Source organism: Dyella terrae (assembly GCF_004322705.1).
Classification (GTDB): domain Bacteria; phylum Pseudomonadota; class Gammaproteobacteria; order Xanthomonadales; family Rhodanobacteraceae; genus Dyella_D; species Dyella_D terrae.
On record NZ_SIZZ01000001.1, the window covers coordinates 2,074,003 to 2,090,052 of the forward strand.

At 65.4% G+C, this 16,050-nt stretch carries 12 protein-coding genes; 6 read left to right on the top strand and 6 right to left on the bottom strand.

Annotated features, from left to right (window positions below; all coding sequences use genetic code 11):
- Window positions 1–27: 27 nt before the first annotated feature.
- Entirely contained in the window at window positions 28–894 is an 867-nt protein-coding gene (locus EYV96_RS09250) for a hypothetical protein (RefSeq protein WP_131151129.1), read from the bottom strand.
- A gap of 263 nt (window positions 895–1,157) precedes the next feature.
- Between EYV96_RS09250 and EYV96_RS09255 the strand changes: the two genes are divergently transcribed.
- The gene (locus EYV96_RS09255) at window positions 1,158–4,058 is read left to right on the top strand and encodes a bifunctional diguanylate cyclase/phosphodiesterase (protein ID WP_131151130.1); all 2,901 of its coding nucleotides are present in this window, start codon (window positions 1,158–1,160) and stop codon (window positions 4,056–4,058) included.
- A 164-nt stretch (window positions 4,059–4,222) separates the two neighbouring features.
- Here EYV96_RS09255 and hslO read toward each other — a convergent pair whose 3' ends face one another.
- Complete coding sequence (gene hslO, locus EYV96_RS09260) at window positions 4,223–5,122, bottom strand: Hsp33 family molecular chaperone HslO (protein WP_131151131.1); 900 nt, start codon at window positions 5,120–5,122, stop codon at window positions 4,223–4,225.
- Window positions 5,123–5,321: 199 nt separating this feature from the next.
- Here hslO and mtgA point away from each other — a divergent pair, with 199 nt between their 5' ends.
- From mtgA to EYV96_RS09275, 3 genes are all read left to right on the top strand, one after another.
- Entirely contained in the window at window positions 5,322–6,065 is a 744-nt protein-coding gene (gene mtgA / locus EYV96_RS09265) for a monofunctional biosynthetic peptidoglycan transglycosylase (RefSeq protein ID WP_131151132.1), read from the top strand.
- A 59-nt stretch (window positions 6,066–6,124) separates the two neighbouring features.
- Window positions 6,125–7,057 carry a glycosyltransferase family 2 protein gene (locus EYV96_RS09270; RefSeq protein WP_131151133.1) on the top strand — a complete coding sequence of 311 codons (933 nt, stop codon included), beginning with the start codon at window positions 6,125–6,127 and terminating at the stop codon, window positions 7,055–7,057.
- A gap of 95 nt (window positions 7,058–7,152) precedes the next feature.
- Window positions 7,153–7,581, top strand: coding sequence for a CBS domain-containing protein (locus tag EYV96_RS09275; RefSeq protein ID WP_131151134.1), 429 nt, complete (start codon window positions 7,153–7,155; stop codon window positions 7,579–7,581).
- Between the two features lie 10 nt (window positions 7,582–7,591).
- On the opposite strand, the gene EYV96_RS09280 is transcribed toward EYV96_RS09275, so the two are convergent.
- Window positions 7,592–8,863 (bottom strand): NTP/NDP exchange transporter, encoded by a 1,272-nt coding sequence (locus EYV96_RS09280; protein WP_131151135.1) that lies wholly within the window; start codon window positions 8,861–8,863, stop codon window positions 7,592–7,594.
- Between the two features lie 110 nt (window positions 8,864–8,973).
- Between EYV96_RS09280 and EYV96_RS09285 the strand changes: the two genes are divergently transcribed.
- The gene (locus tag EYV96_RS09285) at window positions 8,974–10,578 is read left to right on the top strand and encodes a GMC family oxidoreductase (RefSeq protein ID WP_131151136.1); all 1,605 of its coding nucleotides are present in this window, start codon (window positions 8,974–8,976) and stop codon (window positions 10,576–10,578) included.
- A 6-nt stretch (window positions 10,579–10,584) separates the two neighbouring features.
- Here EYV96_RS09285 and EYV96_RS09290 read toward each other — a convergent pair whose 3' ends face one another.
- Window positions 10,585–12,498 carry a M48 family metallopeptidase gene (locus EYV96_RS09290; RefSeq protein ID WP_131151137.1) on the bottom strand — a complete coding sequence of 638 codons (1,914 nt, stop codon included), beginning with the start codon at window positions 12,496–12,498 and terminating at the stop codon, window positions 10,585–10,587.
- 46 nt (window positions 12,499–12,544) lie between these two features.
- A complete protein-coding gene (locus EYV96_RS09295; RefSeq protein WP_131151138.1) occupies window positions 12,545–13,132 on the bottom strand; it encodes a LemA family protein in 588 nt (195 codons plus the stop codon).
- A gap of 53 nt (window positions 13,133–13,185) precedes the next feature.
- Here EYV96_RS09295 and EYV96_RS09300 point away from each other — a divergent pair, with 53 nt between their 5' ends.
- Window positions 13,186–14,532 carry a serine hydrolase domain-containing protein gene (locus EYV96_RS09300; protein WP_131151139.1) on the top strand — a complete coding sequence of 449 codons (1,347 nt, stop codon included), beginning with the start codon at window positions 13,186–13,188 and terminating at the stop codon, window positions 14,530–14,532.
- Between the two features lie 233 nt (window positions 14,533–14,765).
- Here EYV96_RS09300 and EYV96_RS09305 read toward each other — a convergent pair whose 3' ends face one another.
- Complete coding sequence (locus EYV96_RS09305; protein WP_131151140.1) at window positions 14,766–15,815, bottom strand: energy transducer TonB; 1,050 nt, start codon at window positions 15,813–15,815, stop codon at window positions 14,766–14,768.
- Window positions 15,816–16,050 lie beyond the last annotated feature (235 nt).

Here is a 16,050-nt window from a genome sequence, read left to right on the forward strand (position 1 = left end):
TTCAATGTTGGGGAGCACCGTTGAGGATTACAGATCCTGGTGGTACTGCACGTAAGGTGTGCGCGACTGATCCGGCTCCGGACCGACCGGCGTATTCACCGCATTGCCCGACGACCAGACGTTCTGAGCACCGATGCTCAGCTCACCCTGCCATGGCAGGCGCCAGGTCACACCCAGGTCGATGCTGCTCCAGCGGCGTTCCGGGTTGAGACCCGCGCCCGGGATGCCGGCGGTCGGCTGCATCGTGCGACCCACCACGCTGCCACTCAACGGACCGCGATCAACGCCGAAGCTCAGCGCCTTCTGGTCCAGGGAATTCACGCCCAGGGCATTGCCCGGAAGCAGGCGAATGCGACCGACGCTGGCACCCAGGTCGATGCCGCTTTTGCTGTCCAGCGCGACGCGGCCGTGCGCATTGAGCTGCGCGCTGCTGTCGAAACCGGACAAGCCGTTCACGCCCGGCGTCGCACCCGGCAGCACGCGAGGCAGCACGGCAGCGGTCGGTGCGCTGTTGGCCCCCACGCTCAGGCCCAGGCTGTAACGGCCGGCGTTATAGGTGGCACCCACCTCGCTGCCGATGACACGCGGCGCACGATTGTTCATCCAGATGTGCTCGCTCACGGCAACGTGAGCCTGCACATTGGAGCCCAGACCGTAGGTGAGATCCGTGGAATTAGCCCGGGACGAATCCGTTACGCCAAACTGCAGCGGCAGGTCGCCACGTGCGGTGAAGGTGCTTGAATCGGTCTCGATGGCCAGCGGCGACGGATTGACGGCCTGCGAATAGGCCGAAAGGTCCTGCTTCTGTCCCAGGCGATCGCCGGACAGCGACTGCCCTGCCGCGGCGAGCGGCATCAGCAATAACGCTGACAGGGGCAGAAGAAAGCGACGCATGAGCGAGAACCGGGTTAATCCGTATGAGAGCCAGACACACCGCCCTCCCAGGGGTGTGGGTGTACAAACATTACCACGTTTTACTTTTTACTAACACCCATTCTGAGCACATTCCTAAAGCGAACCAGGCCACAGAATTCGAGCCATATCCGTCCCTTACCCCAACCTCTGGCCGATGCGATTTATGGTCACTCCCCGGCGACAAAGCTGAATAGAGGCGATATAAAGGCGCATCCCGATACCCATGGACCGGTCGACGCCGGATGAGTTCAGCACCTACCAGCAGCGCCTCCGAACCCATACCGGCGGGATTGAACCCCGCGGCGTGGCATTCGGCCGTCGAGGGCCTGTTCCGGGCCAGCGACGCCGCGAGCGTTTTCGAGGTCTGCGAAGCCATGATTGGCGCCCTGGGCGTGCGCGCCGCCCTGGGCTGGCAACTGCTGGATAACCAACCGGACCAGCCGGGTCCGCACGACCCGCTGCCCCTGGCCGAGGATCCGCAGGGCCTGCGCATGCTGGTCCTGCAGGTGCCACAAAGCTCAATCTCAGACATCACCCGGGGACACCTCGCCTGGCTGGGCAGGCTCGCGGCGGCTCGACTGCGCCAGTTGGCGGAGACATCGCGCCTCTACGAGGCCATTTCGCGTCTCGCCCTCGCCGAGCGCCTGCAGCGCGCGCTGTACGCCATCGCCGACCAGGCCGGCACCGACCACAACATGGGCGAGATGATGCATTCCCTGCATTCCATTCTCGGCAGTCTCATGTATGCGGAGAATTTCTACATCGCGCTCTATGACGCGGCGACGGACAGCGTGCGCTTTCCGTACTACGTCGACACGATGGACAAGGATCCGCCCTCGCCCGACCAGAGCGCCCCGCTCCAGGAAATGCGCCACAGCCTGACCTGGAACCTGCTGCAGAGCGGCCAGGCCATCATGGGTTCGATGGAAGAGCTGGCGCGGCAGTTCAAGGGCCAGTTCATCCTGCTGGGCCCGGCCTGCGAGCACTGGCTTGGCGTGCCCCTGCTTCGCGACGGCCGCGTCGTCGGCGGCATCGTCATGCAGAGCTATCGCGAAGACACGCATTACACCGAGCACGATCGCGAACTGCTCAGCTACGTCGCCAAACACGTGCAGACGGCGCTGGAGCGGCGCGAAGCCCATGCCGAACTCGAACGTCGCGTCACCAGCCGCACTGCCGCCTTGCGCGAAGCCAACCGCGTGCTGCGCCAGCAGGTACTGCAGCGCCAGCGTGGCGAGCGCCTGCAGGCAGCGCTGTTCCGCATTGCTGAGCTGGCCAATGCATCCGAAAGCCTGGACAACTTCTACGCTGCCGTGCATCGCGTCATCGGCGGCCTGCTGTATGCGCGCAACTTCTACATCGCGCTGCTGGACGAGGAACCCAACCAGCTCACCTTCCCGTATTCGGTCGACGAGTTCGACACGGTCCGCCTGCCCCGCTCGCACGGCCGCGGCCTGACCGAATTCGTGCTCCGCCATGGCAAGCCGCTGCTCGCATCGCCCGACGACATCGAGCGCCTGATGCGCCAGGGCGAAGTCGGCCAGCACGGTTCCCGCTCAGTGTGCTGGCTTGGCGTGCCGCTGATCTGGGGCGAGCGCGCCATGGGTGTGCTGGCGGTGCAGAGCTACTCGCCCGAACACACCTACGACGTGCGCGACCAGGAGCTGCTCACTTTCGTGAGCTACCACGTCGCCAACGCCCTGCAGCGCAAGCACACGACGGAATCGCTGAAGCAGGCGTATGCCGGCCTGGAACGCCGCGTCACCGAACGCACGCGCGCCCTGGCACTGGCCAACCGCGACCTGCGCGAACAGATTGCCGAACGCGAACGCGTCGAGCGGCGACTCAAATACGAAACCCTGCACGACTCGCTGACCGGCCTGCCCAACCGCACCTTGCTGCTGCAGCGCCTGGAGCAGGCCCTGCAGCGCTATCACGGCAATGCACAGGATCTGTTCGCCGTGCTGTTCATTGACCTTGATCGCTTCAAGGTCATCAACGATTCGGTCGGGCACCTGGTGGGCGACGACCTGTTGTTCCAGGTCGGCGGACGCATTCGCGCCTGCCTCAAAACACGCGACGTGGTGGCACGCCTGGGCGGCGACGAGTTCGCCGTGCTCGCCGAAGGCATCACCGACGCGCGCATGGCGCTGCTGATCGCCGAGCGCATCATCGACGAATTGCAGACACCGTTCCGCCTCGGCGCGAAGGAAATCTTCACCTCCGCGTCCATCGGCATCGCCCTGCCCGGCCCGCATTACCAGCGGCCGGAAGAACTGCTGCGCGACGCCGACGCCGCGATGTATCGCGCCAAGGATGAAGGTCGCCATCGCGCCGCGGTCTTCGATGATCGCCTGCGCCGCGAAGCGCTGTCGCTGCTCGAGATGGAAGGCGACCTGCGCCGCGCGCTGGGTCGCAATGAGTTCGTGCCGTTCTACCAGCCGATCGTGTCGCTGGAAGACGGTCGTACCGTCGGTTACGAAGCGCTGCTTCGCTGGCGCCACCCCGATCGTGGCCTGCTCACGCCAAGCGACTTCCTCGCTGTCGCGGAAGAAAGCGGCGTGTCGGAGAGCATCGACTGGCAGATCTTCGACCAGGTTTGCGCACAGGCCGAAGCGTTGGCCGGCGCCGACGGTTTCGTCAGCATCAACGTCTCCGGCCGCCATTTCCGCTCACCGGACCTGGATCGCCGCCTGCTTGACCTGGTGGAAACCCATCGCCTGCCGCCGCGTTGCCTGCGCATCGAAGTGACGGAACGCGCGCTGCTGGAGAACGCCTCGCAGGTGAAGCGGATCCTCGATACCTTGCGCGCGCACGGCGTCAGCATCGCGCTGGACGATTTCGGCACCGGTTATTCGTCACTGAGTTACCTGCACCAGTACCCGATCGGCACGCTCAAGATCGACCGCTCCTTCATCACCGAACTGGCGCGCGAGGGCAGCCACAGCTTCGCCGTGGTCCGTGCCATCCAGGTGCTCGCCGACTCCCTGCAGATGCAGGTGATTGCCGAAGGCATCGAGGAAGAGGCACAGCGCGAGGCACTGATGAAGGTCGGCTGCCGTTACGGACAGGGCTTCCTGTTTGCGATTCCGAAGGCTGCGGATGTGTGGTTGCAGCGCGAGTACCATTTTGCGCTGCCGTGAGTTCGCTCGCTTCGCTCGCGGTTAACGGTAAACAGGTAAGAGCGGGCTGCGGCGACCTTGATGTGCCTGGACAATAAAAAAAGAGCGGGCCAAGCCCGCTCTTTGCTTTTACCGTTTATTGTTCCCCGTTTACAGCGAGCGCAAGCGAGCGAACCCTCACCGCGCTACTGCGCGGTGGGAGGCGTGGCAGCCGCGGCCGAATCGCTCAGCAGATGCTCCACGTCGATGCGGTCGAAGGTGTAGCGCTGCGCGCAGAACTCGCAGGTTACCTCGATCTCGTCGTTGTGCGCTTCGAGGGCCGCCTCGGCCTCTTCGCGACCGAGCATGCGCAGCACGGCTTCCACGCGCTCACGCGTGCAACTGCAACCGAATGCGAGCGGGCGCGGCTCGAACAGGCGCACGGACTCCTCGTGGAACAGGCGATACAGCAACTGTTCCGGCGCGGTGGTGAGCATTTCCTCGCGACCGAGCGTGGCGGCCAGGTGCATGATGCGGTTCCAGGCGTCCTCGTCCTCGACGGCGTCGTAGCCACCTTCGCCCGGCATCTTCTGCAACATGAGCCCCACGGCGTGTTCGCCGTCGGCCGCCAGCATGATGCGCGCGGGCAGCTGTTCGGACTGGCTGAAGTAGTTCTCCAGCGCACCGATCAGATCCGGATGCTGCAGGTCAACCAGGCCCTGGTAGCGCTGACCACGCTCGGCCGAGCCAATGGTGATCGCCATGATGGCGTCGGGCAGACTGGCCAGTTCGAGCGTCTCCGGCAGCGGATCGCTCCAGCGGGCCAGGCCACGCAGGTGACCCTGGTCGGTGCATTCGGTGAACAGCAGGCGCATGGCACCGCTGCTCTTGAGCTCGATCGAAAGCGAACCGTCGAGCTTGATATTGCCCGTGAGCATGGCGCTGGCCGTCAGTGCTTCGCCCAGCAGGTTGCGCAATGCCGGCGGGTAATCGGCGCGACCGGCGACTTCGCGCCAGGCGGCGCCCAGGCGCACCAACACCCCGCGAACGCCAGCGCGCTCGAGCAGGAAGCGATGCAGCACGTCTTCAACAAGCACAGTTTCCACGGAATAGAACCTCTGTCGGCAAGGCGCGAAAGATGGGGACGCCAAGCGGCCGACGCAAGCGGCGGCCCTTCAGGCGCGCCCATGCGCCGGGTCCGGGCTGAATGGTGACCCGACCAGTGTAAGGCCTGATCGTCGCCGACGGGCCGGCGACCCGGGGCCGAGCCCCTATACTGCCGCCCAATCTGACCACCGCGCCGCCATGACCACACGACGCCCGCTGTTCGCCACCCTGTTGCGCTCGATCGTGATCCTGGCCGCGGGCTGGTTGCTCCTGAGCTGGCTGGTGGTGCTGGTGCTGCGCTTCGTCCCGCCCTGGACCTCGGCCGTGATGATGGAGCGCCAGGTGGGCGCCTGGGTGCGCAGCGAACAGGATTTCCAGCTGCGCCACCGCTGGGTGCCGTGGAGCCAGGTGTCGCCTTACGTGCCGCTCGCCATGGTGGCCGGAGAGGACCAGAAATTCCCCTTTCATCACGGCTTCGACTTCGATTCGATCCAGAACGCCATGGATGCCGCGGACGAAGGCCGGCGCCTGCGCGGCGCCAGCACCATCAGCCAGCAGACCGCAAAAAACCTGTTCCTTTGGAACGGCCGCAGCTTCGTCCGCAAAGGGCTGGAGGCGTATTTCACGGTGCTGATCGAGCTGACCTGGCCCAAGCAGCGCATTCTCGAGGTCTATATGAACATCGCTGAGCTGGGCAACGGCGTTTACGGCGTCGGCGCCGCCAGCGACGTGTACTTCCATACCCCGCCGGCACGCCTGGGCCCGGCCCAGGCAGCGCGACTGGCAGCCGTGCTGCCCAATCCGCGCCGCTTCCGCGTCGACCAGCCCAGCGCTTACGTGATGGGACGCGCCAACTGGATCCAGGGACAGATGGCGCAGCTCGGCGGCCCCGGCTACCTGCGCGCCGAACAGGCACCGGCAAACACCCGCCGCCGACGCTGAACCTCGCCGGGGCCCGCCCGATTCGTTAGCATGCCGCCGTCTTCATGGATGGCACCTTCATGTCCAAGCTCACCGTCGTTGTCCCCGCCTTCAACGAGGCGGCCGTGCTCGAAGCCTTCCACGAGCGCCTGGCCCGCGTATTCGATGACATGCCGCTGGATTGCCGCGTGCTCTATGTGGATGACGGCAGCAGCGACCGCACCTGGGACATCATGGCCTCGCTGACGACGCGCGATCCGCGCGCCGAAGCCATCAAGCTGTCGCGCAATTTCGGCAAGGAGGCGGCCATGACAGCCGGACTCGATGCTGTCGACGCGGATGCGGTAGTCGTCATCGATGCCGACCTGCAGGATCCGCCGGAACTGATTCCCTCGCTCGTCGAACAGTGGCACGCCGGGTTCGACGTCGTTTACGCCACGCGCAGCGCCCGCGAAGGTGAGACCGGCCTCAAGAAGTTCACTTCCGCGGCCTTCTACCGCAGCATGGAAAAGATTTCCCAGACCCCGGTACCGCGCGATACCGGCGACTTCCGGCTCTTGTCGCGACGCGCGGTCGACGCGCTGCGCCAGCTGCGCGAGCGCCAGCGCTTCATGAAGGGCCTGTTCGCCTGGATCGGCTATCGCCAGACGGCCGTCTATTACCTGCGGGAACCGCGCGCTGCCGGCACCACGAAATGGAACTACTGGCGCCTGACCCAGTTGGCCATCGAGGGCATCACGTCGTTCTCCACCGCGCCGCTTCGCCTGGCTACCTGGACTGGCGTGGGCGCCTCGGTACTGGCCTTTCTGTACGGCATCTGGGTGCTGGTCAAGGCCATGATCTACGGCGACCCGGTACGCGGCTACCCGACCCTGATGACCGTCATCCTGTTTTTGGGTGGCGTGCAATTGCTGGCCCTGGGCGTCATCGGCGAATACCTCGGCCGCAACTACGCTGAAAGCAAGCAGCGCCCGCTCTACTTCATCGATGAACACCGCCGCAGTCGCGGCTGAACAGTCAGCTTCACATCGGCGCTACATCTGTTCCATCGACCAGCGCTAGACTCGTCGCAAGCGTTTCGTCCACGGCAAACCCGGAGGCATGAGGCATGCGTCAGGTCAAGCATCTGCTCGAAGGCAAGGGCCACCAGATCTTCAGCGTCGCGCCGGACGCGCAAGTGCTCGAGGCCATCAAGCACATGGCCGAGAAACGCGTCGGCGCCCTGATCGTCATGCGCGGCGAACTTCTTGTCGGCATCGTTTCCGAGCGCGACTATGCGCGCAAGGTCATCCTGCAAGGGCGTTCGTCGGCCCAGACCCTGGTCGCCGAAATCATGTCCAGCCCCGCCCTGACCGTCAGCCCCGATACCGATGTCTTCGACTGCATGCGCCTGTGTACCGACAGCCGCATCCGTCACCTGCCAGTGGTCTCGGGCGACCGCGTCGTCGGCGTGATTTCCATCGGCGACCTGGTGAAGGCCGTGATCGATGCCCAGGCCGAACAGATCGAACAGCTGCAGCGCTACATCACCAGCTGAACCGGCGACGTCAGGCCGTTGCGCCTGATGCTTTTTCTTCGCTCGCGTCGTGCGGCGTGTCCGGCGCCAGATCGGGGGACTGGCCCGCGCGTTGCGCCACCCACGCGGCGACCACCGAAATGCCCGCTCCCATGCCCGCCATGCCCGCAGCCGTGATGCCGATGGCGGCAAGCACCTGCACGCCGCTGGTGACGGCGAAGTCGCCGAAGCGCCACACGGCGGTTTCCACGAAGTTCTTGCCCTTGTAACGCGTCTCTCGCGGCACGCGGGTATACAGCGCATCGACCGCTGGCTTGGTCATGCCATAGGCGAAGGCGCGCGAGCCAACCATCATGATGGCGAGCATCGGCGTCGTCAGGCCGAGTACGGTGATGTCACCTATGCCGTAGACCCAAACCGCAACCAACAAAACCAGATTCGCGAGCGCCGGCACCACCAGCGCCCGGCCGGCACCGAAGCGCACCATGATCCAGCGCGTCGCCGTAAGCTGAAGCACGGCGCCGATCAGGTTAGTGACCAGGTCCATGTCGTTGTAGAACGACGTGCGCAACACCTTGTCGGTGAGATGTACCTTGGCGTAGTCCGCCATCAGGGCGTAGGCCAGCGTACCGATGCCATCGCCCAGCACCATGAGGATCGCCATGTAGCGCAGGAACGGGCGCGACCACAGTTCCTTCGCGCCTGCCCACAACGAGCCACCGATCGGCTCCTGCGCCACGCCACTGCGCTCATGATTGGATGACAGCGTCAGCAGCATGATTTCGGCGATGGCCAGCGCGATGGCCGAAACCACCAGCAGGGGCGCCACGCCAATGACGCCCACCAGCAGCTTGGTGATGCCCGGCCCGAAGATCGCGCCGGCCATGCCGCCCAGGGCGATCAGTGGGAATACTCTGCGCGCTTCCAGGCTGCTGAAAATGTCCGCCATGAAGCTCCAGAAGAGCGACACGACGAAGAGATTGAACACGCTCACCCAGACGTAGAACACCACGCCCAGGTTCCGCGCTCCGATCTGGTCCTGCGCCACGAAAGCCGGCACGAAAGCCAGCAGGCACAGCACGAAAAATGTGTAGCTCCAACCCAGCAGTTGCTTGCGTCGAAAGCGTGTCACCAGCATGCCGAATACGGGCGTCAGCAGGAGCATCACCACGAACACGACCAGATAGAACAGCGGCAGCGACTGCGATCCCACGGCGCCGCTCAGCTGGTCGCGCACCGGGCGCACGATGTAATAGGCCGTCATCACGAAGAAAAAGGCCAGCGCGGACAGGACAGAGGGCATGGCCTGTGCTGTCACGGCAGATCGGGGCGCATTCACCGGGGGACATCCTGCATGGGTCGCGGCGAAGCCTAGCATGCGACCATGGACGGATCGTCGATGGGGGCATCTGAGTGTACGACTACATCATTGTGGGGGGCGGCTCGGCGGGTTGCGTGCTGGCCCATCGCCTGAGCGCCGCGCCGGGCAAGCGGGTCCTCCTGCTGGAGGCCGGGCCAAAAGACTGGAACCCGTTGATCCATATGCCGGCGGGCATCGCCAAGCTGGTGGGCGACCATCGGGGATGGTCGCGCCTGTTCGGGGCGCACAGCATCAACTGGGGCTACCGTACCGAGCCGGAAGCACAGCTGGACGGCCGTCGCCTCTGGTGGCCGCGTGGCAAGACGCTCGGCGGCTCCAGCGCCATCAACGCGATGATCTATATGCGTGGCGCGCCGCGCGATTACGCCCAATGGACGGATGCCACGGGCGACGATACCTGGGGCTGGGACCGGGTTTTACCCTGGTTCCTGCGCAGCGAGGACAACACCCGCGGCGCCGGTCCGTGGCACGGGCAAGGCGGGCCGCTGGGGGTCGACGACCTGCGTTTCCACAGCGAGCTGACCGATGCCTTCATCGATGCCGGCGTGCAGGCCGGCTTCCCTCGCAATGACGACTTCAACGGCCCCAGCCAGGAAGGCTTCGGCCTGTACCAGGTCACGCAACGCGATGGTGCACGTTGTTCGGCAGCCGTCGCCTATCTCACACCCGCACGCTCGCGCGCGAACCTGACGGTGCGCACGGGCGTCCTCGTCCATCGGGTACTGTTCGACGGCACCCGCGCCATGGGCGTGCAGCTGGCTGATGGTGAGCGTATTGAGGCAGGCGAAGTCGTTCTGTCGGCAGGCGCGATCAATACGCCACAGTTGCTGATGCTGTCGGGCGTCGGCCCCGCCGACGAACTGCGCCAGCACGGTATCCCAACGGTCCTCGACCAGCCCCACGTCGGCGCGCACCTGCAGGATCACCTGGACATCTGCACCGTCACCGGCACGCGCAGCAATGCGACGTTCGATCATCTCAATGACGCCGCCGTGGCCTGGCGTTACCTGCGCCACCGCGATGGTATCGGCACCTCCAATGCCGCCGAAGGCGCAGGGTTCGTACGCAGTCGGTTCGCCCCGGACGAGCGCTGCGACATCCAGTTCCATTTCATTCCGGCGCAGCTCGACGATCACGGTGCCCGCTCCCTGCCCGGCCGCGGTTACACGCTGCATGCCTGTTACCTGCATCCACGCAGTCGCGGTCGCCTGGGCCTGCATTCCGCCGACCCGCGCCAGCACGCTCGCATCGAGGCCAATTATCTGGGTGACCCGGAGGGCCACGATCTCACGCTGATGATCGAAGCGGCGAAGCTCTCCCGTGACGTGCTCGCCCAGCATGCCTTCGATCCCTATCGCACCTCATCGGTCCAGCCGCCGCACGCGCTGCAAACAGATGACGACTACGCCCGCTTCATCCGCGCGCGCGCCGAAACCATCTATCACCCCATCGGCACCTGCCGCATGGGCCGGCAGGGCGAAGGCGTGGTGGACAGCCAGTTGCGCGCCTACGGACTGGAGGGCCTTCGCATCGTCGACGCCTCCACGATGCCCACCCTGATCACTGGCAACACCAATGCGCCGACGATCATGATGGCCGAGCGTGCCAGCGCCTGGATGCTGGGACAATCCGCCTGAGGCGACCTACGCGCAGGCAGCGCGCTCGGGCGTCGGCAGGTCCATGCTGGTGGATGCCACGCGGATCCAGGCGATGCCCGTTCGCCCCTCGTCGTCGCGGTTGACGGTTTTCATCAGGGCCTGCAGCGCCAACAGGCGCGCAGGCTCGGATAGCCAGTAGAGCTCGTCCAGGGCCGCGTCCACCATCGGCTGCCAGGCTCCCGGCATCAAGGGCCAGACGAGATCGCTCTCGGGCAAGGCGTCATGCACGGCCACGCGCCAGACGCGCCGCGCATCGGCTTCCTCGGGGCGACCGATGGTGGCGGCGACGGCACACACCAGACCAAATGCTTCGCGACACTGCGACAGCTTCCGCTCGCGCGCACCACGCAGGGTCGCCCGGTTGCGCAAGCGCATGCGCAACATACGCAGCGTGCAGTAGGTGGCGAGGTCCGACTGCGCGTCGATGCGGGCGATATCGTCGAGCACGTTGCTCAGCGTATGCCGACGCCCTTCAGGAAGCTTCAGCACGGACTGCGCGGCGAACTGAAGCACCGTGCGACGCTGACGCTCCGTCAGGCGCGACAGACTGCCGGCGCACGCGCGGATCTGGTCCACCGTGTCATCGCCGAGGGCGCTGCCCATGAGCCGGTCGCGCTCGCCTCCCGCCAGGTAACCGGGCATCGCAGCCAGCAACAGCCATATCGCCGACTCAGGGTCCTGCGTCGCATGGACGACGGATTCGGGCGGCCGGCTGGATCCTGCCTCATCAGCGCCCGGTGCGCCGACCAGGGCCGCGAACAAAGTCATCGCGGGCATGCGCTCGTTGAACGGCTCCTGCGCCCCCTCACCCACCCGGCCAAAGTGATCGCCCTGGGTGTAGCGCTCGGCCCGCCAGACGTCGAGCTGTTTGGCGTAGCGCATCGTGAACAGCTTCAGCGCCGTCGCGCTGTAGCCCGGTTCGAGCGCGATAATGCGTTCCAGAATGGGCGGATGGGTGGCGAACATCGAACGCCACGGCCCCACCTCGCCGAACATCATGTGAGCCACTTCGTCGCGCGTCGCGAGCGACAGGCTCGAGCCTTCGTCCACCGCCGCGATCTTGCGCAGGGCGCCGACCAGGCCGTTGGTCTGACGCGTGAACTGCACGGCCGAGGCATCGGCAAGTGTTTCGCGCGAACGCGACACCGCGGCCTGAATCAGGCGCCCCAGCACCAACCCCACGTAACCGGCCGCCACCATCGCAAGACCCAGTATCCAGAGCAGTGCATCGCCGCGCGGATCGCGGTTGCGACCGTTGTCATCAAGGTCGGTGCTCATCAGCTCGCGTCCGAGCAGTCCCAGCACCTGGATGCCGTACAACAGGCCCATCATGCGAATGTTGATGCGCATGTCGCCATTGAGGATGTGGCTGAACTCGTGCGCGATCACGCCCTGCAGCTCGTCGCGGGTGAGGTGGTCCAGGCAACCCTGGGTCACGCACACGGCGGCGTCGCTCATTTCGTAACCGGCGGCGAAGGCGTTGATGCCATCCTCGGTCGCCAGGACGTACACGCGCGGCACCCGGACGCCGGAGGCAATCGCGACTTCCTCAACCACGTTGTACAGCCGGCGAAGCTGCGGCTCGCGCGTCTCGGGCGAAACCTCGTCGGCCCCCACGGAGCGCGCGACGGCCGGACCGCCTTCGGCAAGGCTGCGGATACGACTGAGCGAGAACCACAGGATGCCGCCCACCACGGTGAGTGACGTCACCACCAGGACACCGGTTTCCCAGTGGAAGCGATGACGAAACGCGCCGATCCAGCCATGCCGAACGATGGCCCACAGCCAAAGCGCCGGGATGTCGACCATCACGACGATGATCGCTACCGCCACGATAAACAGCAGGATCAGCTTGCGCGTCAATGCGCGCTGATGCGCTTGCTCTGCAAAAAAATCCATGTCCCCGTCCCCCTAGGGATGCGCCGCCTTGCAGCGGCGCCAGCGTTCAGGCGAACGAAACCCTGGGCACGTCGCGCTTGACCGGATCCTCGATCTGCAGCGAGGTCGCCGGCCCGAAGTCGAACTGGCGGGCCAGGATCGAGCCGGGGAACACTTCGCAGGCGTTGTTGTAGCCCATCACGGCGTCGTTGTAGGCCTGCCGCGCAAATGCCACGCGGTTCTCCGTCGACGACAGCTCTTCGGAGAGCTGCATCATGGTCTGGCTGGCCTTGAGATCGGGATAGCTTTCGCTCAGGGCGAACAGACGCCCGAGATTCTGCGTCAGCGCGTTCTCGGCACCCGCCAGCTGTTGCATGGCCGCTTCATCGCCAGGCTGGGCCTTGGCACCCGCCAGGCCGCTGACGGCCGCGTTGCGCGCCTGGATCACGGCTTCAAGCGTGGTGCGCTCGTGGGTGAGATAGGCTTTGGCTGTCTCGACGAGGTTGGGCACCAGGTCGTGACGTCGCGTAAGCTGAACGTCGATCTGTGCAAAGGCATTCTTGTAGCCATTGCGTGCTCGCACGAGTCCGTTGTAGAGCGACACGAAGTACACGACAATCAGGACGATTATGATCAGAAAGATCAACAGGCCCACGGGCTTCCCCTGTCATTTGAGCGCCCCCGGCGCCCATCGCCACGCAGAGTAGCATGCAGTTTCGCAAGATATTCCTGTCGATCGCTGGCAGCCTCGGACTCGCCAGCGCCACGCTCCCCGCTCTCGCGGCCACGCCGCAGCCTCCCGCTCAGCCGCCAGCCAAGCCGGTCGCGCCGTCACCCGCAAAGACGACGCCCACACCGCCTCAGCAGCACCTGCCCGCCGAACGCGTGAAGGAGACGCTGGCCGATTACCGGCAGTGGCTGGACAAACTCGAGCAGCGCCATGCCGTCGCCGGCCTGGCGACGGCTGTGGTCGTCGATGACAAGGTCGTGTTCGAAGGCACTGTCGGTTACGCCAACGCGACGACGCAGGAGCCGATCACGCCCGAGACCGTATTCCGCCTTGCCTCGCTCTCCAAGGCCTTCGCCACGGCCGTGACCGGCGTGCTGGTCGGCGACGGCAAGCTGAGCTGGGATACCAAGCTTGCTGACGTCCTGCCCTACTTCAAGCTCAAGGATGCGCAAGCCGCCGAGCAGGCCACGGTGCGCGACATTCTTGGCCAGCGCCTGGGCCTGCCGCGCAACACCTACGACAACATGCTCGAAGGTGACGTGTCCTACGAAGAGCTGGTGCGCAAGCTCGATGAAGTGGACATGGCCTGCGGCGTCGGCAAGTGCTACGGCTATCAGAACGTTGCCTTCAGCATGATCGGCGACGTGATCTACGCCATGACCGGCGATTTCTTTTACCGCCAGGTCGACAAGCGGATCTTCTTCCCGCTCGGCATGAAGACCGCCAGCTACGGGCGCGAAGCGCTGGAGGCCAGCCCGAGCTGGGCGCGTCCGCATCGTCCCGCCGGCGGCGGCAACTGGCGTCCGTTCGAACCGAAGGAAGCCTATTACCGCGTGGCTCCCGCGGCCGGCGTCAATGCCAGCCTGCGCGACATGGAGCAGTGGCTGATCGCGCAGATGGGCGGACGCCCCGACGTGCTGTCGCCTGCTCTGCTCGAAACGCTGCACACGCCCGAAGTCACCACGCCGGTCGAATTGCGTTCCACCCCGTGGCGCAGCGCTCGACTGACGTCCGCGCACTACGCGCTGGGCTGGCGCGTCTTCACCTACGGCGGTGAGACCCTCGTGTTCCACGCCGGCGCGGTCGAAGGCTATCGCACCATGATCGGCTTTTTTCCGAAGTACCACGCCGGCGTTGTCACGATGTGGAACTCCGCCGGCCCCGTGCCGTCGGGCCTGATGCCGATGGTGCTGGACAGCCTGCTGGGCCTGCCGCATGTGGACTGGGCAGGACTCGACAGCAATCCCGCAGCCGCGCCCGCAAAGAAGGCGGCACCCGCCAAGGCAAAGCCCAAGGCCACCAAGAAGAAGAAAGCCGCGAAGTAAGGTGGGGGGCGGGCCGCTAGCGCGGCCCTGTGAAGGCGCCCGCTGCGCGGAGCTGTGAACGGTGAACGGTAAGAGCGAGAGCCACGCTCATCCGGTTCTCGGCTCTTGGCTCTTACCGTTTACTGTTCACAGCGCCAAGGGCGCGCCCTCCCAGCCCGCATAGCGGGCTCCCCCACCGCACAAACGACAACGCCGCGCACAGGGCGCGGCGTTACATCGAAACTCAGTCACCTTTACAGCTTGAACTCGATGCGCTGACGCTTGTTGGAAACAACCGGGTTGCCGTCCTGGGTGGCAGGCTGGTACTTCCAGCGGCTCACGGCATCGACGGCGGCTCGGTCGAAGACGTGGCGGGGCTGTGCGTCGAGCACCTTCACGTCGGACACATCGCCGGACGCCGTAATGGTGAACGAAAGCTCCACCCAGCCTTCCTGGTTGGCACGCATGGCGGCCGTCGGATAGCGCGGCGGCGCGTTCTTCACCAGGACAGCGGCATGCGAACCGGCTGCACCACCTGCACTCTCGCCGGCGGGCGCGGCGGACTGGCTGGCATTGGCCTGCAACTGGCGCGCCGCCGCTTCGGCCGCCGCCTGCTGCTGGGCGAGACGACTCTGCGCGGTGCGCTGTTGCTGCTCAGAAGCCTGCGACTTGGCCTGCTCGGACGCAGCGCGTTCGGCTTCAGCCTTGTCAGCAGCTGCCTTCTGCGCGGCGAGTTGCTGCTGCTTTTCCTTGTCCGCCGCCAGCTGCTGTTCGCGGTCGAGCAGCTTGCGCTGGGCATCGAGCTTGGAACGCAGGATGTTCAGGGTGTAGTTGGACGGGTCGGCCTTGGCGAGCAGGTCGATCTGGCGTTGCGCGTCATTGAAGTCGCGCTGGTTGATCGCCTGTTCCGCATTGGTGGCGGCAAACGGGAACGTCTCGCGCAGCGCGTCGGTCGCCACCTGGTTGCCGGGCTGCTTCTGCAGCACCTTCAGGTAGAACTCGAACGCGTTGTTGCCGGCCGGCGAGGCCAGGCGCTGCTCGTTCATCGCGCGACGCGCTTCGGACAGCAGCTGGTTGAGACTCATGGCCTCAACGTTCACTGGCGGCGGCGGTGCCTCACGACTGGCGGCCACCGGCGTGGACGGATGGTCGCCCAGGTCGGCACGCGTCAGATCCTGATGCGGCTTGATGATCAAAAACCACGCGGCACCCGCCAACACGGCGATGATGACCAGAATGGCGTAAACGGCGGGCTGAACAGCCCCACGCGCAAAGCGCGCCTGACGTATGGTTCGGGTATCCATGGTCTCTCACTGAGTGGCATCGATACCCGCGCTTTTTCCCCCTGTGGTACCCAGGAGCGGCGAGCCTCCCCAGGCTGGCCGCGGCGCGGATGTGCGAAAGGTAACCGCAATGAAGCATCACGGCAAATGGCGTGTAGGGGAAGAGAGGTAAAGGGAGAGCGGTAAAGGGGGAACGGTGAACGGTGAACAGGTAAGAGCACAGCGGCTTCGCCATCATGGAAGCGCGGCGAATCGA